General features: G+C 63.2%; 20 protein-coding genes and 1 pseudogene. 15 read left to right on the top strand and 6 right to left on the bottom strand.

Annotated elements, in window-relative coordinates; all coding sequences use genetic code 11:
- Positions 1-3: 3 nt before the first annotated feature.
- The 14 genes and pseudogenes from ABSY17_RS12505 to lpxB all read left to right on the top strand — a co-directional run.
- Positions 4-276, top strand: a pseudogene (locus ABSY17_RS12505) (DUF4031 domain-containing protein); the annotation flags it as partial.
- Between the two features lie 242 nt (positions 277-518).
- On the top strand, positions 519-1,301 hold the full coding sequence (gene rpsB, locus ABSY17_RS12510) for a 30S ribosomal protein S2 (RefSeq protein WP_378950921.1): 783 nt from the start codon (positions 519-521) through the stop codon (positions 1,299-1,301).
- A 118-nt stretch (positions 1,302-1,419) separates the two neighbouring features.
- A complete protein-coding gene (gene tsf / locus ABSY17_RS12515; RefSeq protein WP_378950924.1) occupies positions 1,420-2,340 on the top strand; it encodes a translation elongation factor Ts in 921 nt (306 codons plus the stop codon).
- A 104-nt stretch (positions 2,341-2,444) separates the two neighbouring features.
- Positions 2,445-3,167: a UMP kinase gene (gene pyrH, locus ABSY17_RS12520; RefSeq protein WP_378950927.1), complete on the top strand. Its 723-nt coding sequence runs from the start codon at positions 2,445-2,447 to the stop codon at positions 3,165-3,167.
- A gap of 45 nt (positions 3,168-3,212) precedes the next feature.
- Entirely contained in the window at positions 3,213-3,767 is a 555-nt protein-coding gene (frr, locus tag ABSY17_RS12525; RefSeq protein ID WP_378950930.1) for a ribosome recycling factor, read from the top strand.
- A 31-nt stretch (positions 3,768-3,798) separates the two neighbouring features.
- Complete coding sequence (locus ABSY17_RS12530; RefSeq protein ID WP_378950933.1) at positions 3,799-4,518, top strand: isoprenyl transferase; 720 nt, start codon at positions 3,799-3,801, stop codon at positions 4,516-4,518.
- A gap of 11 nt (positions 4,519-4,529) precedes the next feature.
- Positions 4,530-5,360, top strand: coding sequence for a phosphatidate cytidylyltransferase (locus ABSY17_RS12535; protein WP_378950936.1), 831 nt, complete (start codon positions 4,530-4,532; stop codon positions 5,358-5,360).
- Positions 5,361-5,431: 71 nt separating this feature from the next.
- On the top strand, positions 5,432-6,571 hold the full coding sequence (gene rseP / locus ABSY17_RS12540; RefSeq protein WP_378950939.1) for an RIP metalloprotease RseP: 1,140 nt from the start codon (positions 5,432-5,434) through the stop codon (positions 6,569-6,571).
- Between the two features lie 219 nt (positions 6,572-6,790).
- The gene (gene bamA / locus ABSY17_RS12545) at positions 6,791-9,139 is read left to right on the top strand and encodes an outer membrane protein assembly factor BamA (protein ID WP_378950942.1); all 2,349 of its coding nucleotides are present in this window, start codon (positions 6,791-6,793) and stop codon (positions 9,137-9,139) included.
- Positions 9,140-9,211: 72 nt separating this feature from the next.
- Entirely contained in the window at positions 9,212-10,270 is a 1,059-nt protein-coding gene (lpxD, locus tag ABSY17_RS12550; protein ID WP_378950945.1) for a UDP-3-O-(3-hydroxymyristoyl)glucosamine N-acyltransferase, read from the top strand.
- A complete protein-coding gene (gene fabZ / locus ABSY17_RS12555) occupies positions 10,263-10,727 on the top strand; it encodes a 3-hydroxyacyl-ACP dehydratase FabZ (protein WP_378950948.1) in 465 nt (154 codons plus the stop codon). The genes lpxD and fabZ overlap by 8 nt, the downstream gene beginning before the upstream one ends.
- Positions 10,728-10,738: 11 nt before the next feature.
- Positions 10,739-11,575, top strand: a complete 837-nt coding sequence (lpxA, locus tag ABSY17_RS12560) for an acyl-ACP--UDP-N-acetylglucosamine O-acyltransferase (RefSeq protein ID WP_378950951.1) — start codon at positions 10,739-10,741, stop codon at positions 11,573-11,575.
- A complete protein-coding gene (locus ABSY17_RS12565) occupies positions 11,562-12,455 on the top strand; it encodes an LpxI family protein (RefSeq protein ID WP_378950954.1) in 894 nt (297 codons plus the stop codon). Before lpxA ends, ABSY17_RS12565 begins: the two co-directional genes overlap by 14 nt.
- Entirely contained in the window at positions 12,452-13,615 is a 1,164-nt protein-coding gene (gene lpxB, locus ABSY17_RS12570) for a lipid-A-disaccharide synthase (RefSeq protein ID WP_378950957.1), read from the top strand. Before ABSY17_RS12565 ends, lpxB begins: the two co-directional genes overlap by 4 nt.
- A 49-nt stretch (positions 13,616-13,664) precedes the next feature.
- Here the strand turns inward: lpxB and gltA are convergent, their stop codons facing one another.
- Both gltA and gltX read right to left on the bottom strand, forming a co-directional pair.
- On the bottom strand, positions 13,665-14,954 hold the full coding sequence (gltA, locus tag ABSY17_RS12575; protein WP_378950960.1) for a citrate synthase: 1,290 nt from the start codon (positions 14,952-14,954) through the stop codon (positions 13,665-13,667).
- Between the two features lie 183 nt (positions 14,955-15,137).
- Positions 15,138-16,562 carry a glutamate--tRNA ligase gene (gene gltX, locus ABSY17_RS12580; protein ID WP_378952642.1) on the bottom strand — a complete coding sequence of 475 codons (1,425 nt, stop codon included), beginning with the start codon at positions 16,560-16,562 and terminating at the stop codon, positions 15,138-15,140.
- A 344-nt stretch (positions 16,563-16,906) separates the two neighbouring features.
- Here gltX and ABSY17_RS12585 point away from each other — a divergent pair, with 344 nt between their 5' ends.
- The gene (locus ABSY17_RS12585) at positions 16,907-19,147 is read left to right on the top strand and encodes a ComEC/Rec2 family competence protein (protein WP_378950963.1); all 2,241 of its coding nucleotides are present in this window, start codon (positions 16,907-16,909) and stop codon (positions 19,145-19,147) included.
- Here the strand turns inward: ABSY17_RS12585 and lexA are convergent.
- The 4 genes from lexA to trpC all read right to left on the bottom strand — a co-directional run bounded on the left by lexA (position 19,141) and on the right by trpC (position 22,468).
- Positions 19,141-19,857: a transcriptional repressor LexA gene (gene lexA, locus ABSY17_RS12590; RefSeq protein WP_378950966.1), complete on the bottom strand. Its 717-nt coding sequence runs from the start codon at positions 19,855-19,857 to the stop codon at positions 19,141-19,143. The two genes, ABSY17_RS12585 and lexA, sit on opposite strands and share 7 nt — an antisense overlap.
- Positions 19,858-19,963: 106 nt before the next feature.
- The gene (gene glp / locus ABSY17_RS12595; RefSeq protein WP_378950969.1) at positions 19,964-21,169 is read right to left on the bottom strand and encodes a gephyrin-like molybdotransferase Glp; all 1,206 of its coding nucleotides are present in this window, start codon (positions 21,167-21,169) and stop codon (positions 19,964-19,966) included.
- Between the two features lie 2 nt (positions 21,170-21,171).
- The gene (gene moaC, locus ABSY17_RS12600; protein ID WP_378950971.1) at positions 21,172-21,654 is read right to left on the bottom strand and encodes a cyclic pyranopterin monophosphate synthase MoaC; all 483 of its coding nucleotides are present in this window, start codon (positions 21,652-21,654) and stop codon (positions 21,172-21,174) included.
- A gap of 1 nt (position 21,655) precedes the next feature.
- The gene (gene trpC / locus ABSY17_RS12605) at positions 21,656-22,468 is read right to left on the bottom strand and encodes an indole-3-glycerol phosphate synthase TrpC (RefSeq protein WP_378950973.1); all 813 of its coding nucleotides are present in this window, start codon (positions 22,466-22,468) and stop codon (positions 21,656-21,658) included.
- Between the last annotated feature and the right edge of the window lie 2 nt (positions 22,469-22,470).

Consider the following 22,470-nt stretch of genomic DNA (forward strand, 5'->3'; position numbering starts at 1 on the left):
CCGGTGGCGGTCTATGTCGACGCAGCGATCTGGAAATGGGTGGGCCACCGCTGGTGCCACCTGCTTGCCGACGACACTGACGAGTTGCACCGCTTCGCCGCCCAGCTTGGGCTCAAGCGTTCATCCTACCAGGGGCCGCCCAAGACTTCTGCCCCGCACTACGACATCACCGGCTTCGAGCGCGACCGTGCCGTGAGGCTGGGCGCGGTGGAATGCAGCCGCGAGGAGATCGTGGTCGTCTTCCGACGTGTGCGCGTGCGCAATTTCAAGCGTCGTCCGCCCCGGCAGCAGGCGGAGGCTGCAAGGTTGGAGCCGAACGGCGCTCCTTCGTCCGCGGGCAGTTGAACTGCGCTGGCGGGGTTGCTTTCGCGAGGCAACACGTCTATATGCCGCCGCATTCCACACACGGACTTTGGTTTCTGCCCGGGAGAAATCCGGCTGAGACCGCCGGTGGCGTTTCAAGCAATTGCACGAAATCGTCATGGTCCGTGGAGGCTAACCGGAAAGGAAAATGACAGATGGCATTGCCTGATTTCAGCATGCGTCAGCTTCTCGAAGCTGGCTCTCACTTCGGCCACCAGACCCACCGCTGGAACCCGAAGATGGCGCCCTACATCTATGGCGCCCGCAACAACATCCACATCATCGACCTCAGCCAGACTGTGCCGCTGCTGCACCAGGCTCTGAAGCAGGTCTCCGACGTTGTGTCGCGCGGCGGCCGCGTGCTGTTCGTCGGCACCAAGCGCCAGGCTTCGGACATCGTCGCTGACGCTGCCCAGCGTTCGGCTCAGTACTACGTCAACTCGCGTTGGCTCGGCGGCATGCTGACCAACTGGAAGACGATCTCGAACTCGATCCAGCGTCTGCGCAAGCTCGACGAGCTGCTCGCCGGCGACGCCCAGGGCTTCACCAAGAAGGAGCGCCTGAACCTCGAGCGCGAGCGCGAGAAGCTGGACAAGGCCCTCGGCGGCATCAAGGACATGGGCTCGACGCCGGACCTGATGTTCGTCATCGACACCAACAAGGAAGCGATCGCCATCCAGGAAGCCAAGCGCCTTGGCATTCCGGTCGTCGCAATCATCGATTCGAACTGCGACCCGGACAACATCGACTTCCCGATCCCCGGCAACGATGACGCTGCCCGCGCGATCCAGCTGTACTGCGATCTGATCGCCAAGGCCGCGATCGACGGCATTGCCCGCCAGCAGGGCGCGCTCGGCGTCGACATTGGCGCCGCGGCCGAAGCTCCGATCGAGCCGGCCCTGGACAATACCGCATCGGGCGAAGCTTCCGAGGCGTAATCGCGAAGGCCGGGAAACCGGCCTTCCTTTTCAGGATTGGGCGCACCTTGCGCCGGCGTTCGGCGCATCATCGAAGCATCGGTGGTGCGCTAGCGCATTTTGAAGCAAAGAGGCCACAATGAGCATTTCGGCAGCACAGGTTAAAGAACTCCGCGAACTCTCGGGCGCGGGCATGATGGATTGCAAGACGGCTCTGAACGAGACCGGCGGCGACATGGAAGCCGCGGTCGACTGGCTGCGCAAGAAGGGCATCTCCAAGGCCGACAAGAAGGCTGGCCGCACCGCGGCCGAAGGCCTGATTGGCGTGGACGCCGGCGTGCGCGAAGCCGTTGTCGTTGAAGTCAACTCCGAGACCGATTTCGTCGCCCGCAACGCCGCTTTCCAGGAAATCGTCGCCAACGTAGCCAAGGTCGGCCTGGCCTACGGCGCGACCGAAGCGGTTGCCGCAGCGAAGTATCCCGGTTCCGACAAGTCGGTCACCGACACCATCAAGGATGCGGTCGGCACCATCGGCGAAAACATGAGCTTCCGCCGTTCGGTCAAGCTTTCGGTTTCTGAAGGCGTCGTTGCGACCTACGTGCACAACGCGGTTGCCGACAACCTCGGCAAGCTCGGCGTTCTGGTCGCCATCGAGACGGCTGGGAACCATGACGCGGCCCGCGCCTTCGCGCGTCAGGTCGCCATGCATGTCGCCGCGACCAACCCGCTGGCACTGACCCCCGACGAAGTCGATGCCTCGGCAGTCGAGCGTGAAAAGGCGATCTTCGCCGACCAGGCCCGCCAGTCGGGCAAGCCGGAGAACATCATCGAAAAGATGGTCGAAGGCCGCATGCGCAAGTTCTATGAGGAAGTCGTGCTGCTCAAGCAGGCATTCGTGCTCAACCCCGACCTCACCGTCGAGGCAGCATTGAAGGAAGCCGAAAAGCAGATCGGCGCCCCGGCCAAGATTTCGGGCTATGTCCGCTTTGCACTGGGTGAAGGCATCGAAAAGGAAGAGAGCGACTTCGCAGCCGAAGTCGCCGCAGCGGTCAAAAGCTAACGCTGCATCAAGCGCTTCCTGAGGAAAGCCGGAGGGCGCCGCGTGACATCGCGGCGCCCTTCGTGTATCGGAACTCCCGATCTTTCAATACCTGCGAGGAATTCATGACCGACAAGCCGCTCTACCGGCGCGTACTGCTTAAAGCGTCGGGCGAGGCCCTGATGGGCGAGCAGCATTTCGGCATCGATGTCTCGGTGGTCGATCGCATTGCCTCCGATATCGCCGAGGCGAGGGCGCTCGGCGTCGAGGTCGGCGTGGTCATTGGTGGTGGCAATATCTTCCGCGGCGTGGCTGTTGCCTCCAAGGGCGGCGACCGGGTCACCGGCGATCACATGGGCATGCTTGCCACCGTCATCAACTCGCTGGCACTGCGCACGTCGCTGGTCAAGCTCGGCGTCGACGCCGTGGTCTTGTCGGCGATCGCCATGCCCGAACTGTGCGAAAGCTTTTCGCAGCGCCAGGCTACCGCCTATATGGATGCCGGCAAGGTCGTGATCTTCGCTGGTGGCACCGGCAACCCGTTCTTCACCACCGATTCGGCGGCAGCCCTGCGCGCAGCCGAAATCGGCGCTGACGCGCTGTTCAAGGGCACCCAGGTCGACGGTGTCTATTCGGCCGACCCGAAGAAGGACCCGGAAGCAACCCGCTTCGAGCGGATCACGCATGCCGAAGTCATCCATCGGGGGTTGTCGATCATGGATACGGCAGCGATTGCGCTTGCGCGCGAAAACAACATTCCGATAATCGTCTATTCGATCCACGAAGAAGGCGGCTTCGGCGAAATACTGAGAGGTGGCGGCCGCTGCACGATCGTTGCGGACGCCTGACAATTGGAACGACGGCCCCGCCGTTTCGGGACCTAGGAGGCTTTGATGAGCTCGGACTACAATGATCTTCAGCGGCGCATGGAAGGCGCCATCAATGCGTTCAAGAGCGATCTCGCTTCTCTGCGCACCGGTCGCGCCTCGAGCAACCTTCTCGATCCTATCCAGGTCCAGGCCTATGGCTCGGCCATGCCGCTCAACCAGGTCGCGACCGTGTCGGTGCCCGAGCCGCGCATGATCTCGGTTTCGGTCTGGGACAAGTCGATGGTGGGTGCGGTCGATCGCGCCATCCGCGAATCCAACCTCGGCTTCAACCCGATCGTAGACGGCACCAACTTGCGCATCCCGCTGCCCGAGCTCAACGAGCAGCGCCGCAAGGAACTGGTCAAGATCGCCCATACCTATGCCGAAAACGCCAAGGTGGCGACGCGCCATGTGCGCCGTGACGGCATGGAGTCGCTCAAGAAGGCCGAGAAGGATGGCGACATCAGCCAGGACGACCATCGCGTCCAGTCCGAGAAGGTCCAGAAGCTGACCGACGACACAATCAGCCAGATCGACAGCCTGCTCGCCGGCAAAGAAGCCGAGATCATGCAAGTCTAGGCCCGCTGGAGGCCGGCTCGAAAGCGAACGGATGACTACACCCGCGCATGTCGCGATCATCATGGACGGCAATGGCCGCTGGGCAAAGGCCCGGGGGCTGCCGCGCGTCGCCGGCCACAAGGCCGGCGTCGAGGCGCTGCGCCATACCGTGCGCGCGGCCGCGGAGCTCGGCATATCCTGGCTGACCGTCTATGCGTTCTCGTCGGAGAACTGGTCGCGACCGAAGTCCGAGGTCGCTGACCTCATGGGGCTGCTCAGGATCTTCATTCGCCGCGATCTTGCCGATCTCCACAAGAGCGGTGTGCGCGTGCGCATCATCGGCGACAGGACCAGCCTGCAGCCGGACATCCGGGGCCTGCTTGAGGAAGCGGAAGTCTTGACCGCCGGCAATACGTCGCTGACGCTGGTCATTGCCTTCAATTATGGTGGCCGCGACGAGATCGCGCGTGCGGCACAGCAGCTGGCCGAAGCGGTAAAGCGCGGCGAGATCGCTTCCGAGGACATCACGCCGGAACTGTTTGCCGAACACCTCGACACGGCAGGTATTCCTGATCCCGACCTGGTGATCCGCACCAGTGGCGAGATCAGGCTCTCAAACTTCCTGCCCTGGCAATCAGCCTATAGCGAACTGATATTCCAGCCCTGCTACTGGCCGGATTTCACGCGCGAACACCTCGCCGAGGCATTGCGCGAATATACCGGCCGCGAACGCCGCTTTGGCGGCCTCGCCGCATGCGACGTCGCTTTGTAACGGCGGACAAGATGAGCAATCTCCAGATCCGGGCAATCTCGGCTATCGTGCTTGGCGCAGTGGTGCTGGCGCTGACCTGGCTTGGCGGCCTGCCGTTCCGGCTGATGTCGTCGGCAATGGTGATTGCCATATTCTACGAGTGGTCGCGCATGGCGCGCCCCAGGACCGAGGCTCCCTGGGCTGCGGGTGCGCTCGGCGTGCTCCCCGAGGTGCTGGTTGTGGTGTTTGCAGCAGCCCTCCTTGCCGGTGCGCCCGCACTTTACCTTCTCGGCCTGGTCGTTGTGTTCACCCTGGTACTTTGGGTTGCCGGCCGGATGCGGGGCGCCGGTTCATGGGATGCGGCCGGCTTTGGTTATGCTGCGCTTTCCGGGCTGTCGCTCGCGTTGCTGCGCGGCAATGACACGCCGGGTCTCGTCGCCATCCTGTTCTTGTTTGCGGTGGTCTGGGCGACCGACATCTTCGCCTATTTCGTCGGCCGCAAGGTCGGCGGGCCCAAGCTTGCGCCGGCCATTTCGCCGGGCAAGACCCGCAGCGGCGCGCTGGGCGGAGCCGTTGGCGGCGTCGTGGCCGGCCTCCTGCTTGCCTTTGCCGCCGGCACCGGCAATCTGGTTGCGGTCGGCGCTGTTGCGCTGTTGCTTTCGGTGGTCTCGCAGGTGGGAGATCTGTTCGAATCCTGGGTCAAGCGCCGGCACGGCTACAAGGATTCGGGGTTCATCATTCCCGGCCATGGCGGTGTGATGGACAGGGTCGATGGGCTTGTCGCGGCGGCCTTTGCCCTATACGTCATCGGGTGGATGTCCGGTTCGGCCGATCATCCGGCACACGGCCTGTTCCCGACATGAGCAACGGCGCCCCTAGCCGCTGCGGGATACGGTGAAGGCGCAATGGTGCTATATCTGGTTGAGGACTTGATTTGAGCGAGTATCTTCCCGCCTTCCTGAGCACCGACGGAATTCTGATCGGCACCATCGTGCCGTTCCTCTTCGTGCTGACCATCGTCGTTTTCGTCCATGAGATGGGCCACTACCTGGTCGGGCGCTGGTGCGGCATCGGTGTGAACGCCTTTTCGATCGGCTTCGGGCCGGAACTCATCGGCTTCAACGATCGCCGCGGCACGCGCTGGAAGCTATGCGCCATCCCGCTGGGTGGCTACGTCAAGTTCGTCGGCGACATGAATGTCACCAGCAAGCCAGAAGGCGGCGAAGCCGACAATCTGAGTCCGTCCGAACGCAAGGTCGCATTCCACACCCAGCCGGTATGGAAGCGTGCTGCGACTGTGGTCGCTGGGCCGCTGTTCAATTTCCTTCTGACGATCGCCGTGTTCACCGTGATGTTTTCGGCCTATGGCCGCTACGTGATGGAGCCGACCGTCGCCGAGGTGCGTCCCGGCAGCCCGGCCGCGATTGCAGGCATCATGCCGGGCGACCGATTCGTCAGCGTCGACGGAAGTTCCGTCGAGACATTTGCCGATGTGCAGCGCATGGTTTCCGGCCGCGGCGGCGATCCCATCACCTTCGTCATGATGCGCGACGGCAAGGAGGTGACTGTCACCGCAGCGCCGGAACTGGCCGAGCAGAAGGATGCGCTCGGCAACGCCGTCAAGGTCGCGGTTATCGGCGTCGTCAACAATGAGGCGATGGGGCAGCCGCGCCTGATCAACTACAGCGTCGGCGGCGCCTTCGTGCAGGCGGTTACCGAAACGGGCCATATCATCGAGCGCACGGGACAGTTCCTGAAGCGATTCGTGGTCGGCCGTGAAGACAAGTGCCAACTGGGCGGGCCGGTGAAGATTGCCGACATGGCCGGCAAGGCCGCCAAGCTTGGTTTTGAATGGCTTGTGCAGCTTGTCGCGCTATTGTCGGTCGGTATAGGTTTTCTCAACCTCTTGCCGATTCCACCGCTGGACGGCGGCCATCTGGCATTCTATGGGGTCGAGGCAGTGATCGGACGCCCCGTTTCGGAGCGGGCGATGGAGGTGGTATACCGGGTCGGGATGATTCTCGTCCTTGCATTCATGGGCTTCGTTTTTTGGAACGACCTGTTTGGGTGCTGATATCATGAAGGAATTTGGCGCAGGCAGCGGGCGCCGTTGAGGGAGCGTTTACCATGCCGGTGGGTATGAGTGACGCGAAAGTCACGCTCGCAGGGGAAGTAAGGCCAAATTAACCAGAAGCCTTGCGTGTAGGGAAAATCCGGTTATTACGGTATGGGAATAACACCGCACGTCCGGTTTTCTCGCCGTGGGGACTTCGAGAAAAGGTTTTTAAGCCCGATGAAGGCAGCATTGAAATTTGCTAGCGCCGCGTCCGCGGTCGCTCTGTCCGCCGCACTCGCCGTTCCTGGCGCGGTGGCAGTCCAGTTTGTTGCCGTGTCGGCGGCGGAAGCCGCGGTGGTCAATCGTGTCGAAGTGCGCGGAAATCAGCGCGTCGATGCCGATACCGTGCGCAACTACATCGCTATCAAGCCGGGCAAGTCGTTCTCGAACTCCGACATCGACGACGCCGTGAAGGCGCTGTTCGGCAGCGGTCTGTTCTCGGATGTCCGCATCAATCAGGTCGGCTCGACCCTGGTGGTTCAGGTTTCTGAATATCAGGTCGTCAACAACGTGCTGTTCCAGGGCAACAAGAAGCTCAAGGATGCGCAGCTTTCCGGAGCCGTTCAGCTCAAGCCGCGTGGCGCCTTCTCGCAGGCGGCGCTCGAAGCCGATGCAGCGGCGATCAAGGAAGCCTACAAGCGCGTCGGTCGTGATGACGTCACTGTCGGCACCAAGATCATGGATCTCGGCGAAAACCGTGTGAACGTGGTCTTCGAGATCAATGAAGGCGGTCGCACCAAGATCGCGGCAGTCAATTTTGTCGGCAACAACGCCTATAGCGATCGTCGTTTGGCCGACATCATCTCGACCAAGCGTTCGTCGCTCCTGTCGTTCATGCTGCGTGACGACATCTATGACGAGGATCGTCTGCGCGCCGACGAAGAGGCGCTGCGTCGCTTCTACTTCAATCATGGCTATGCCGATTTCCAGGTCGTCTCCGCCTTCGGCGAACTCGACGAGGCAACCAACCAGTACACCATCACCATCACGGTCGATGAAGGTCAGCGCTATACGTTCGGCGATGTTGCCGTCGAGAGCTCGATCCCCGAGGTCGATGGCGCGCAGCTGCAGTCTCTGCTTGAGACCCGCAAGGGCAACGTCTACAGCGCCAAGCAGGTCGAGGACTCGATCATCGCCATCACCGAGAATGTCGCCGGCAAGGGTTATGCCTTCGCCAAGGTGACGCCGCGTGGTGACCGCAATTTCGAAAACCGCACCATTAACGTCGTCTATACGGTCGACCAGGGCGCCAAGGCCTATGTCGAGCGCATCGAGATTCGCGGCAACGAACGCACGCGTGACTTCGTAATTCGTCGCGAGTTCGACGTCAGCGAAGGCGATGCCTTCAATCAGGTTCTCATCCAGCGCGCAAAGAAGCGCCTCGAAGCCCTGAATTTCTTTGAACGCGTAGAGATTTCCACGGCTCCGGGTTCGCAGCCCGACCAGGTGGTGCTGGTTGTCGATCTCGTCGAGAAGTCGACCGGTGAGTTCTCCATCGGTGCCGGCTATTCGACCGGTGGCGACAATGCCGGCCCGTCGGTGGAAGGCTCGATCACCGAGCGCAACTTCCTCGGCCGCGGCCAGTTCATCAAGTTCTCCGCCGGCGGCGGCAAGAATTCCCGCGACTACAGCTTCTCGTTCACCGAGCCGTATTTCCTCGGCCGTCGTATCGCTGCTGGTTTCGACGTCTATCGCCAGACCCGCAATTACGATGACTACAACAGCGACATCACCGGCGGCACGATCCGCTTCGGTCTGCCGATCACCAACAATATCTCGACGCAGCTCGCCTACAATCTGTCGCAGGAGAAGTACGAGCTTGACGACGGTTGTGTCCCTGCGCCACTTGGGAGCTGCGACGTGTCGCAGGCTATCGTCGATGGCGTCCGCCAGAGCCCGTGGATCAAATCGTCGGTCAGCGGTACGCTGGTCTACAACACGATCGACGACATGAAGAACCCGCACAATGGTATCTATGGTAACTTCATGACCGAAGTGGCGGGCCTTGGCGGTGATGCCAAGTTCGTCAAGTTCACCGGCCGCGCGAGCTACTACCAGACGCTTTCGGAAGAACTCGACATCGTCGGTCTCGTGTCCGGTGGCGCCGGTCACATTCAAGGCTTTGGTTCGGACAGCGACCTGCGCGTCTTCGATTACTTCAAGAGCAACGACCGCATGATCCGTGGTTTCGCCTACAACGGCATCGGGCCTGTTGACGGTGACGATCATCTCGGCGGTGCGACGTACTTCAATGCGTCCGCCGAAGCGCAATTCCCGATCCCGGTCATCCCGGAGAGCTTCGGTCTCAAGGGCGCTGTGTTCGCCGATGCGGCAACTCTCTACGGCAGTGGTCTCGCAGATGCCGATCCTGCCTCAGTCGGGTCGCAGTGGCGCGCTTCGGTCGGCGTTGGTCTGCTCTGGGCGTCGCCCTTCGGGCCGTTGCGCATCGACTACGCCATGCCGGTGGCCAAGCAGGACACCGACGAGACGCAGGAATTCAACTTCGGCATTTCGACCCGCTTCTGATTTTGCGGTACCATGCTTCCGGGCTGTCATGGCCCGGAAGCCGATTGCCCGGCCTAGCTGGAACAGCACTTCATGACGGATCCGGTTTTCTTTGTGCCGTCGCGCCGATTTACGGCAGGCGAGGTGGCCGACATTACCGGCGCCACCCTGGCCGATAGCGGTCTTTCCCAGATAGAGATTTCGACCATTGCCTCCGCCACTGATGGTGGGGAAGGCGCGTTGGTGTTTGTCGAGGGCAAGCGCAACGCGGCGCCTTTGGCGACGCTTCACGCTGCCGCGGTGCTTTGCACGCAGGACGTAGCTGCGCTTGTGCCTTCAGGCATCGCCATCCTCGTCACGCCACGGCCGCAGCAGGCGTTCGCCCGCATCGGCCGGCTGATCTATCCCGATGCTGGGCGCCCGGTTGGCGTGACCGGCGAGACCGGTATTTCGCCATTTGCGCATATCGATCCGACTGCCCATGTCGAGGACGGCGCCATCATTGAGGCCGGTGTCGTCATCGGGCCGAACGCTTCTGTCGGCAGTGGCACGGTGGTCGCCGCCAATGCGGTCGTCGGCCGTTCCTCGCAGGTCGGCCGCGACTGCTACATTGGTCCGCACAGTTCGATCCAGTATGCGCTGATCGGCAACGGCGTCATCATCCATGCCGGCGCCCGGATTGGCCAGGATGGCTTCGGCTTTGCCGGAGGCCCGCGTGGGCCCGAGCGGGTGCCGCAGATCGGCCGCGTCATTATCCAGGACAATGTCGAGATCGGCGCCAATTCGACCGTCGATCGTGGCGCCATGGCCGATACGGTGATCGGCGAAAACACGAAGATCGACAATCTCGTCCAGATTGCGCACAACGTGCGCATCGGCCGCAATTGCATCATCGCCGGCCTCTCCGGTATTTCGGGCTCGGTCAATGTCGGCGACAACGTCATGATGGGCGGCGGGGTCGGCCTGGCCGATCACCTGACAATCGGGGCGGGCGCCCAGTTGGCGGCGCGCAGCGGGCTCATGCACAACGTGCCGGCGGGCGAAGTGTGGGCGGGCTTTCCGGCAAAACCAATGAAAATGGCCATGCGCGAATTTGCGCTGATCAACAAACTGGCCAAGGCAAAATCGAAGGAGGGCGGGAAAAATGACTGACCAGGCAACCAAGACGCTCGAAACCGTCGACATTCTCGGCCTGTTCAAGCTGCTGCCGCACCGTTATCCGTTCCTGCTGATCGACCGCATCGTCGACATCGACGGCGACGACTCGGCCGTCGGCATCAAGAACGTCACCTTCAATGAGCCACATTTTCAGGGTCATTTCCCGGGCCAGCCGGTTATGCCGGGTGTGCTGATCATCGAAGCGATGGCGCAGACGGCAGGTGCTATCTGCCTGCGTCTGGTGGTCGATGAAAGCCCGTCGCTGGTCTATCTGATGACGGTCGACGGGGCCAAGTTCCGCAAGCCTGTCGTACCCGGTGACCAGCTGAGAATCCACGTCAGGAAAATCAAGAAGCGCGGCAACATCCTCAAGTTTGCCTGCGATGCACGCGTCGATGGTGCCACGGTTGCGGAAGCCGAGGTGGCGGCCATGATGGTGCCAAAGGAATAAGACCTAGCTCAATGCAGAACGAGACATTCATCCATCCCGCCGCCGTTGTAGAGCCGGGTGCCAGCCTTGGCGCAGGCGTTCGCGTGGGCCCCTTTTGCCATGTCAGCGCCGACGCCGTCATTGGCGACCGCGTCGAACTGGTCAGCCATGTCTCGGTCATGGGTGCCACTACCTTGGGCGAGGGCTGCAAGGTGTTTCCGATGGCAACGCTCGGTGCTGCGCCGCAGAACAACAAGCACAAGGGCGGCCGCACGACGCTGATCGTCGGCAAGAACTGCACGATCCGCGAAGGTGTGACGATGCATGTCGGCACCGATACCAGCCGTGGCGAGACCACGGTCGGCGACAATGGGCACTTCCTGGCTTATTCGCACATCGCCCATGATTGCGTGGTTGGCGACAATGTCACCATGGCCAATGTGGCGACGCTGGGCGGCCATGTCGAGGTCGGCAACAATGTCACCCTGGGTGGCCTTTCCGCCGTCCACCAGATGACGCGCATCGGCCACCATGCCTTTGTCGGTGGTGCGGCGATCGTTGATGGCGACATCATTCCCTATGGCATGGTGATGGGCAACCGCGCCCGCCTGCGTGGACTCAACGTGATCGGCATGAAGCGCTCGGGCGTGGCGCGCGCCGAGATCTTTGCCCTGCGCAAGGCTTACAAGATGATCTTCGATCCGGCCCGCGCGGTTGGCGAGAACATCCCCGACGTGGAACGCCAGTTCGCGGACTCGCCAATCGTGCGCGATCTGCTTGATTTCATCCAGGCGCGCGGCAAGCGCCACTTCACCGTCCCGCCGCTCAGAAACGCCGTCTCCGATGACGACGCCAATGACGAAAGCTGAGGGCGAGAACAGATTTGAGCTTTCCGCGGCCGACCGGGTCGCTGTCGTTGCTGGCAGCGGCCGGCTTCCGGTCAACGTCGCAGATAGTCTGGCCGAGGCCGGCCACCAGCCGTTCATCGTAAGAATCGCGGGCGAGATCGATCCGGGCACCAGCCTGTCTGGCTATGACGGCGAAACACTCGCCGTCGAGCAGTTTGCAGCGCTTCTGCCACTGCTGAAGCGCCACCGTATCACCCATGCGGTTCTGGCCGGCGCCATCAGCCGGCGCCCGGCGTGGCGCGCGGTGAGGCCGTCAGTGTCGCTGCTTCGCATCCTGCCGCGCGCGCTGGCGGCGCTGACGCGGGGCGACGACGGCCTGCTGCGTATTCTTGTCGACACCATCGAAGACAATGGCATCAAGGTTCTGGGAGCGCACCAGATCGTCCCCGACCTTCTGGCCACGGTCGGTCGGATGGGGGCCCACGCGCCCATGAAGTCCGATTGGGCCGACCTCAATGCCGGCCTGAAGGCCGCCCGCGCTATCGGTGCGCTGGATATCGGCCAGGCAGCGGTCGCCATTGGCGGCCGCGCCATAGCCCTTGAAGGCATCGAGGGTACGGACCTTCTCCTGGAACGCGTGCGCGACCTGCGGGACAATGGCCGCATCGCCGGTCGCAAGCGCGGCGTTCTGGTCAAGAGCGCCAAGCCCAACCAGGAATTGCGTGCCGATTTGCCGACGATCGGCCCCGCCACCATCGACGCTGCCCATGCCGCCGGATTGGTTGGCATCGGGGTCGAGGCCGGGCGCTCGCTGGTTCTCGATTTCGGCGAGATGGTTGCCCGGGCCGACCGGCTAGGTCTTTTCGTCGTCGGGCTTACCGGCGAGGAGGGGGAGGAATGAACGAGCGGCCGCTCAAGATCGCCATCGTCGCCGGCGAGGAGTCGGGCGATCTTCTGGGGGCCGACCTGGTGCGTGCGCTGCAGCGCCTGAGCGGGCGTGAGGTCAAACTCGTCGGCACCGGTGGCCGCCATCTGCAAGAGCTTGGTCTTTCGCCGCTGTTCGACGCCGGCGAGATCGCGCTGATGGGGCTGTCGGCGATCATCCGCGACCTGCCGCGCCTGATGCGGCGGATTAGCGAGACCGCACGCTTTGTCGCGGCTGAAAAGCCCGATTGCCTGGTTACCATCGACAGCCCCGATTTTTCGCTACGCGTGGCGAAGAAGGTCAGGGCGCTGGCGCCCGGCATCCCCATCGTCCACTATATATGTCCGAGTGTCTGGGCCTGGCGGCCGGGCCGCGCCAAGGCAATGAAGCCGCATGTCGACGAGGTGCTTTGCATCCTGCCGTTCGAGCCGTCCGAACTGGCACGCCTTGGTGGTCCATATGGCACATTCGTCGGTCACAGGCTTTCAAGCGATCCAGGCGTAGCGCTCGCCGCGGCCATGCAGGAACGCGACCGCAGCTTCTCCGCGGATCGCGAAAAGACCCTGCTGCTGCTTCCTGGGTCGCGCAGAAGCGAAGTACGTGGCCTGATCGAGCCCTTCGGTGAGACCGTTTCGATCCTCAGGGCAAGGGGGCATCGGTTGCGGCTGTTGCTGCCGACGGTGCCGCATGTCGCCAAGCTGGTTGAAGCTGCCGTTGCCCACTGGCCGCAAAAGCCCGAGATCATTCTGGACAGCCAGCACAAATGGCAGGCCTTCGGCGAGGCCGATGCGGCCCTGATCGCATCGGGAACGGTATCACTCGAACTGGCGCTTGCCGGCGTGCCGATGATGTCGAACTACAAGCTCGACCCCTTCATGCGCATGGCGCAGGGGCTGATCACGGTCTGGAGCGCCTCGTTGCCCAACCTGATTGCCGACCGGCCCGTCGTGCCAGAGCACTACAACCAGTATGTGCGGCCGCAATGGATGGCGCGCTATGTCGAAGTACTGTTCGACGACACCGACCAGCGGCGTTGGCAAAAGCACGGCTTTGCCGAGGTGCGGCGGCTAATGGCCACCGGCCGTCCCTCCGGCGAGATCGCCGCCGAAGCAGTCCTCAAACATATCCTTAAATGAAAAACGCCCGCCGATTTGGCGGGCGTTTTCGTCAGGTTTGTCGCTGCGCTCAGCGCTTGGCGATAGGCACGTAGTCGCGCTCGGTAGCACCCGTGTAGAGCTGGCGCGGACGGCCGATCTTCTGGCGCGGATCCTCGATCATCTCCTTCCACTGGGCAATCCAGCCGACCGTGCGGGCGAGCGCGAACAGCACCGTGAACATGGTGGTGGGGAAGCCCAGCGCCTTCAGCGTGATGCCCGAATAGAAATCGATGTTCGGGTAGAGCTTCTTTTCGATGAAGTACTCGTCGGTCAGCGCGATGCGCTCGAGTTCCATCGCTACGTCGAGCATCGGATCGTCCTTGATGCCGAGCTCACCGAGCACTTCATGCGTGGTCTTCTGCATGATCTTGGCGCGCGGATCGTAGTTCTTGTAGACGCGGTGACCGAAGCCCATCAGGCGGAACGGATCGTTCTTGTCCTTGGCACGGGCAACGAACTCGGGAATGCGGTCGACGTGACCGATTTCGCCCAGCATGTTGAGTGCCGCTTCGTTGGCGCCGCCATGCGCCGGGCCCCACAGGCAGGCGATGCCGGCCGCGATGCAGGCGAACGGATTGGCGCCCGAGGAGCCGGCAAGACGCACTGTCGAGGTCGAGGCGTTCTGCTCGTGGTCGGCGTGCAGGATGAAGATGCGCTCCATGGCGCGGGCGAGCACCGGATTGACCTTGTACTCCTCGCACGGCACGGCAAAGCACATGTGCAGGAAGTTGGCGGCGAAGTTCAGCTCGTTCTTCGGGTAAACGAAGGGCTGGCCGATGTGGTACTTGTAGGCCATGGCCGCGATCGTCGGCATCTTGGCGATCAGGCGGATGGAAGCCACCATGCGCTGATGCGGATCGGAGATGTCGGTCGAGTCGTGGTAGAAGGCCGACAGGGCGCCGACCACGCCGCACATCACGGCCATCGGGTGCGCGTCGCGGCGGAAGCCGGTGAAGAAGCGCGACATCTGCTCATGCACCATGGTGTGGCGCGTCACGCGATAGTCGAAGTCGTCCTTCTGCGCCTTGGTCGGCAGTTCGCCGTAGAGCAGCAGGTAGCAGACCTCGAGGAAGTCGCCATGCTCGGCTAGCTGATCGATCGGATAGCCGCGGTGCAGCAGCACTCCGGCATCGCCGTCGATGAAGGTGATCTCCGACTCACAGCTGGCGGTCGAGGTGAAGCCCGGATCGTAAGTGAAGGCGCCGGTGGTGGCATAGAGCGATGCGATATCGATCACATCCGGCCCGACCGTTCCGCTTCGGACCTTGAACTCGTGGGTCTGGCCGCGGAAGTCCAGTTTGGCGGTTGAATCAGTCATCGCATACTCCTTAGTCCTGAGTTGCCGCAGGGCGGCGCAATATTCTTAACAAGGCAACCAGATTGGCCCGGAACGCTCGAACCCGCTTTCCAGCTTCCCCCGCTGCTTCCAAATTGGCCTGTTGCCACAATGTTGCACCGCAAAAGCCTGAATTCAATGCAAAATTAGGAAAGCATTGCTGACCTAATCGATTTGATCGGAAATGCGGGCGAGACTTTCGTCCCGACCCAGAACGGCAAGCACGTCGAACACGCCGGGTGACGTGCTTTTGCCCGTCAGAGCGGCCCGCAGGGGCTGTGCGACGGCGCCGAGCTTGAGGTTTTCGCGGCCGGCGAACTCGCGGATCGCAGCTTCCGCCGAGGCAGCGCTCCAGGCTGAGTCGACACCGGCGAGCGCCGCATGCGCGCCCTTGAGTACGTCCTTGGCCGGCCCGGCCAGGAGGCCTGCTGCCTTCTCGTCCAGGGGAAGCGGGCGCTCCGCAAAAAGGAAGGCCGCGCCGTCGGCCAGTTCGACCAGCGTCTTGGCGCGTTCCTTGAGGCCCGGCATTGCCGCCAGCAGCTGCGCCTTGAGCTTGTCGTCGAGCTTGCCGAGGATCGCATCGCCTTCAGGCAGATAGGGCAGGGTCGCGACAAAGATGTCGAACAGCTTCTGGTCATCCATCTGGCGCATGTGGACGCCGTTCAGCGCCTCGAGCTTGGCGAAGTCGAAGCGGGCAGCGCCCTTGTTGACGTCCTCGATCTCGAACCAGCGGATCATGTCCTCGATGCTCATCACCTCGTCGTCGCCGTGGCTCCAGCCAAGGCGGGCAAGATAGTTGAGCAGGGCTTCGGGCAGATAGCCCATGGCGCGATAGGCATCGACACCGAGCGCGCCGTGACGTTTGGACAGCTTGGCGCCGTCGGCACCATGGATCAGCGGAATATGGGCCATCACAGGCACGTCCCAGCCCATGGCGACATAGATGATCGTCTGGCGCGCGGCATTGGTCAGGTGATCGTCGCCGCGGATGATGTGGGTGACGCCCATGTCATGGTCGTCGACGACGACCGCATGCATGTAAGTCGGCACGCCATCCGAACGCAGGATGATGAAATCGTCGAGATCCTTGTTGGGGAAACGAACGTCGCCCTGCACCCGGTCGCGCACCAAAGTCTCGCCTTCCGTCGGTGCCTTGATGCGGATCACCGGCTTGACGCCTGCCGGCGCCTCGGACGGATCGCGGTCACGCCAGCGGCCGTCGTAGCGGGGCGGCCGGCCTTCGGCGCGGGCCTTCTCGCGCATCTCGGTCAGTTCTTCCTGCGAGGCATAGCAGTAGTAGGCCTTGCCCAGCCGCACGAGTTCTTCCGCGACCTCGCGGTGGCGTGGCGCGCGCTCGAACTGCGAGATCGGCTCGCCTTCCCAGGTCAGGCCAAGCCAGGTGAGCCCTTCGAGGATGGCAGCCGTCGCCGCATCGGTCGAACGCTCGCGGTCGGTGTCTTCGATGCGCAGCAGCATCTTGCCGCCGGTGTGGTGGGAATAGAGCCAGTTGAACAGCGCGGTGCGCGCGCCACCGATGTGCAGGTAGCCGGTTGGTGATGGGGCGAAGCGGGTGACGACGGACATAGCTATTTCCACGGGAGGCATGGCGTCGCCCGGTCGGAAGACCGGCGGCGCATGGCGTTTCGGTGGCGTTGATGTAGCATAGAAGGTCAGGGGCGCAAGGGGCAGGCCCGATGGGCAAGCGCGTGCGGGAGGGGCAAGCCGGTGAAAATCCGGTGATCGAGGCCAGCGAGCGCGACTTGCTGGCGGCAGAACGGTTTTCTGCGCCTACACCCATCGGGTATTTTCAGTCAGGTCCATATGTAGTTCCAAGGCTTGAGGAGGCACAGCCGCTTCAAAAGCCGTCTGCCGAATTGCTGACGTGGCTGCGGGGGGCGTCGAATTCCGCCATACGGCAGCTCACGCTGTCGCGCTTGACCAGCGCATTCGAAACCGAACTCGACCGTGGCGCTGCCTTTTTGTTTGTTCCAGTGCTCTTGGCAATCGGCGCACTGGTCTATTTCAACCTGCCGACCGAACCGAGCCCGCCGCCGCTGGTAGCAGCTTCCGCGCTTGCGGTTTTGCTTGCCCTTTTCGCGCGGTCGCATCGGCTTGCCCACTATGTGTTCGCCGCTATCGCCATCTTCCTGATCGGTGTCAGCGTGGCCAAGCTCGAGACCTCCCGCAAGGCGACGATGATGCTCGGCGCAGAGGTGTCGACCACGCTCAGCGGTCGCGTCGTCGAGATCGACCATCTAGGCACTGGACGCACCCGCCTGACCATCGATGTCTCCTCGACCAAGCGGCCCAAGCTGCGCTACGCGCCCGAGCGGGTGCGCCTCACCGCGCGCAAGGTTCCCGAGGGCGTGCTCGTAGGTTCGACTGTGACCGGTTACGTCCGGCTGATGCCGCCATCCGGTCCGGTGCGGCCGGGCAGCTACGACTTTTCCTTCGAAAGCTATTTTGATGGCATTGGCGCCAGCGGCTTTTTCATGAAGGGGCCGACGCTTGCCCCATCCTCGCAAGCAGCATCGGCCGCAAGTCGAGCCTTGGTTTGGGTTGAAAATACGCGCAACCGGATTGCCGAGCGCATTCGCGGTCGGATCGGTGGCGCCGAGGGCGAGATCGCCGCGGCATTGGTCGTCGGCGTGCGCGGCGGCATCCCCGAGGACATCAACGAAGCGCTGCGACGCACCGGGCTCTACCACATCATCTCGATTTCGGGGCTGCACATGGCAATGGTCGCCGGCACGGTCATGTTGCTGATGCGGCTGGGCTTCGCAGCCTTTCCCGGTTTCACGTCGCGCCGCCCGGTAAAGAAATACGCGGCAGGCGCAGCGTTGGCCGCGACTGGCGGCTATCTCTTCATCTCGGGCGCAGAGGTAGCAGCCCAGCGCAGCTTCATCATGCTGGCCGTCATGCTGACGGCCGTCCTGTTCGACCGGGCGGCGCTGACCATGCGCAATCTCGCGGTCTCGGCCATCGTGGTCATATTGGTCTCGCCGCATGAGGTGGTCGGGCCGAGTTTCCAGATGTCGTTTGCCGCAACCGCAGCGCTCGTGGCAGCCTATGCCTGGTGGTCGGACTGGCGCGAGGGGCGGGCGCAGCCGCTCGTGCAAAGGTCGGTGCCGGCCAAAATCTGGCGCTGGCTGGCCGCCGCAGCCGTTGGCCTTGTCGCCACCTCGCTGATCGCCGGGCTCGCCACCAGCGTCTTCGGCGCATGGCATTTCCAACGCGTCTCGCCGCTCAGCCTTTTCGCCAATCTGGCGGTCATGCCGATCGTTTCCACCTTGGTCATGCCCTTTGCGGTGGGCGTCGGAATCTTAATGCCGCTTGGGCTGGACGGCATTTTCCTCGACGTCATGGGTTTCGGGTTGCAGGCGATGATCGCAACCGCCCAATGGTTTTCCGAGCGCTCGCCCATCGATGCCGTGGGGGTGGTCTCGACCTTGTCGGTTGTTTTCGCAACAATAGCGCTCGTCGCCGCATCGGCGGCCACGACCTTTTTGCGCGCTGCCGCCCTGCCGTTCGCATTTCTGGTGGTCCTCACGCTGCCCTTTGCCACGACACCCGATGTGCTGGTCTCAGAGGACGGTCGGCTGATTGGGGTGAGGACAGGCACCGGGCAACTGGCTGTCAACCGCCCACGGCCGAGCCAGTTCACACTCGACAACTGGAAGCGAGTCCTGGGATCGGAAGATGTGGTGGGGCCCCGGCGCACCGATCCGGGCAGCAACAACCTGTCCAAAACCGACCCGGCCTTTGTCTGTGGACACGGCCTGTGCCTGTCAGAACTTGCGCCACGCATCCGGATCGCTCACGCGGAAAACGTGGCCTCAGCGAGGCGTGCTTGTGCCGAGGCCGCCCTTGTCGTTGTGGCCGACGCCACGGCAAGGGATGTTTGTCCTGGTTCGGATGCCGAAATCATAACCACCCGCCAATTGGCGCGGCTCGGGAGTGCCGCGATATTCGTGCAGCAGGCCTCGACAGGCCGGAACCCGAAGCTTGAGATCCTCCATGCCGTGAACGAGCCCTACCGCCCATGGCATGTGCAACGCCAGTTCTCCCGAGAGGCAAGAGGCTTGCCTCCCTATCAGCGCGAAGACCCAGGAAGGCGCAAGCTGGCTTCCGCAAACCAGGCTCTGCTGCCTACGCAAGCGGCTGTCAATCAATAGCGGCGGATCAGCCCGACCAGCTTGCCCTGAACCTTGACCCTGTCAGGCCCGAAGATGCGGGTCTCATAAGCCGGGTTTGCGGCCTCGAGTGCAATCGAAGCGCCCTTGCGCCGGAAGCGCTTGAGTGTGGCTTCCTCGTCGTCGACAAGCGCCACGATGATTTCGCCGGGATTTGCGGTGTTCGCATTGCGGATGATGACCGTGTCGCCGTCGAAGATGCCGGCCTCGATCATCGAGTCGCCCTTGACCTCGAGCGCGTAGTGCTCGCCGCCCATGATCATGTCCGGCGGCACCGAGATCGAGTGCGTCTTGTGCTGGATGGCGTCGATCGGCACGCCGGCCGCGATACGCCCCATCACCGGGATTGCCACTGCCGAACCCGCATCGTCGTCGTTTCCGGCTGAAAGCGAGCGCGACGGCTCGGGCTTGCGGCCAAGGCTGCCTTCAATGACGCTGGGCGAGAACTTGCGCGCCGCGTTGAGGCCGGGTGCGATCGAATCGGGCAGGCGCAATACTTCGAGCGCGCGCGCCCGGTTGGGCAGGCGCCTGATGAAGCCGCGTTCTTCGAGCGCGGTGATCAGCCGATGGATGCCCGACTTGGAGGCGAGGTCGAGCGCCTCCTTCATCTCGTCGAAGGACGGAGGGATGCCCGTCTCTTTAAGCCGCTCATGGATGAACAGCAGAAGCTCGTGTTGTTTGCGCGTCAGCATGGCCACCCCCGAGGGAATCGAAAGAAAAACAAACCCGGAACAAACGCTATATGTTCCAGTTGTGTTCTGCAACTGTTTATATTTGGTGAAGGGCGAGGCGCTATGTTCAGCGCAGCATCAGTACGCTGCAGGCACTGCCAGGTTCGGCCGCCGGTACGAAAGGTTCGCGGATGATGACGCAATTGGCGTCGGCGAGCGTCCGCAGCATCGACGAATCCTGCACCGCGAATGGCGTCGCGACCAAGCCGTCCGGGGTATCGCGGGCTGTCGCCCGGACATAATCCCGGCGCTGATCGTTGGCGCTCATCGGTCGGTCCAGAACAGCCTGCCTGATATCGGGTGCATAGCTCCGGCCTGCGAGTTGTGCCAGCAGCGGCTTGAGGAAGATATGCGAGCAGATCAGGCTGGCGACCGGGTTGCCGGGCAGGCCGATGCAACGCGTGTCGCCGAGGCGACCGAACATCAGCGGCTTGCCGGGGCGCATGGCGATCTTCCAGAAATCCAGCTCCATGCCAAGGCCGGAGAGCACTTCATGGACCAGGTCGTGGTCGCCGACTGACGCGCCGCCAAGGGTTACGATGACGTCCGGCCGCGCCTCCAGCGCCTTGGCGACGAGGGCTGCGATGGCATCCTTGCGGTCCGCGGCGATTCCAAGGTCGAGTACGCGCGCTCCGACCGACCGCGCGATCGCGGCGACCCCATAGGCGTTGGAGGCGATGATCTGATCGGGACCGGGGTTGCTCCCGGGCGGCAAAAGCTCGTCGCCCGTCGCTATGATGGCGACCAGCGGGGCGCTGGTGACCTCGACTTGCGCGTGGTTGGCGGCAGCGATGAGCGACAGGGCGGCCGGGTCGAGCAGCCGTCCGGCATTGAGGATGAGGTCGCCCTGCTTGAAGTCCAGGCCCTTGGCGCGGATGTTACGGCCTGGGGCGGTCGGCTCCAGCACATCGACCAAGCCTTGGCCGAGATCGCGTACATTTTCCTGGATGACGACCGTATCCGCACCATCAGGAACCGGCGCGCCGGTGAAGATGCGCACCGTCTGGCCTTGCGCCACAGTGCCGGTGAATTGCCGGCCGGCCGGTGCAGTCCCGATGACTGAAAGCCGTGCCGGAAGGGATGCGATGTCGTCGGCGCGAACCGCGTAGCCATCCATCGCCGAGGCGTCGAAGGGCGGCTGCGTGCGCAGTGCATGCAACGGTACCGCCAGCACGCGGTCGAAGGCTTCGCTGAGGTTGACCGTTTCCGAGCCGCCGGGTTCGGCTCCTTCGAGCAACCGTTCCAGGGCCTCGGCTACCGGCAGCAGTGCCATCTCTACCCGGCCGCCCTGTAGTCGCCCGACTTGCCGCCGCTCTTTTCGATCAGCCGGATGCCGGAAATCACCATGCCGCGATCTGCGGCCTTGGCCATGTCGTAAATGGTGAGGCAGGCAACAGAGGCGGCGGTGAGTGCCTCCATCTCTACGCCGGTCTTGCCGGTCACGCGGGCCAATGCCGTCACGCGCAGTCCTGGCAAACTCTCGTCGGGCTCGATTTCGACCGAAACCTTGGTCAGAAGGATAGGGTGGCACAATGGCACCAGTTCGTGCGTGCGCTTGGCGGCCATGATGCCGGCAAGCCGGGCGGTGCCCAGCACGTCGCCCTTCTTGGCGTTGCCCGACAGGATCAGCGCCAGGGTTTCCGGCTGCATGACGACGAGGCCCTCGGCAATTGCCGTGCGCGTCGTCTCGGCCTTGTCGCCGACGTCGACCATGTTGGCTTCACCCGCAGCACTGATATGGGTGAGGGTGTTGGCCATTTCAGGCACGCTCGGCAATCGGCGCGCCTTCGAGCAGCGCGCGCGTCGCAGTGGCGACATCGGCCTGACGCATCAGGCTTTCGCCGACGAGGAAGCTGCCGATGCCGGATTTTTCCAGGCGCAGGCAGTCGGCATGGGTGAAGATGCCGCTTTCGCCGACGAGCAGTCGATCGGTCGGAATCATGGGCGCGAGCCGCTCCGAGGTTTCGAGGCTGACCTCGAAGGTGCGCAGGTTGCGGTTGTTGATGCCGAGCAGGCGCGACTGGAGCTTCAGGGCGCGCTCGGTCTCGGCCTCGTCATGGACTTCGATCAGCGCATCCATGCCGTGTTCGAAGGCCGCGTCCTCGAGCCGCCTGGCGTCGTCGTCGCTGACGCTCGCCATGATGACGAGGATGGCATCCGCTCCCCAGGCGCGCGCCTCGTGCACCTGATAGGGCTCGAACATGAAATCCTTGCGCAAGGCGGGCAGGGCGCAGGCGTTGCGCGCCGCGGTAAGGAACTCCGGTGCACCCTGGAAGGATGGCGTATCGGTCAGCACCGACAAGCAGGCAGCGCCGCCTTCCGCATAAGCCTGGGCTAGTGACGGCGGATCGAAATCGGGCCGGATCAGGCCCTTGGACGGGCTCGCCTTCTTGATCTCGGCGATCAGGCCGAAACGTCCCTCGCGACGCTTGGCCTCGAGTGCTGCGAGAAAGCCGCGCGGCTTGGCCACGTCGCGCGCACGCGCCAGAAGTTCTCCAACAGGCACGCGAGCCTTGGCGGCGGCGATCTCGTCGCGCTTGTAGGATTCGATGTGGCGCAGGATGTCGGCCATGG

The sequence above is a fragment of the Mesorhizobium sp. ANAO-SY3R2 genome (assembly GCF_042466635.1).
In the GTDB taxonomy this organism is placed as follows: Bacteria; Pseudomonadota; Alphaproteobacteria; order Rhizobiales; family Rhizobiaceae; genus Aminobacter.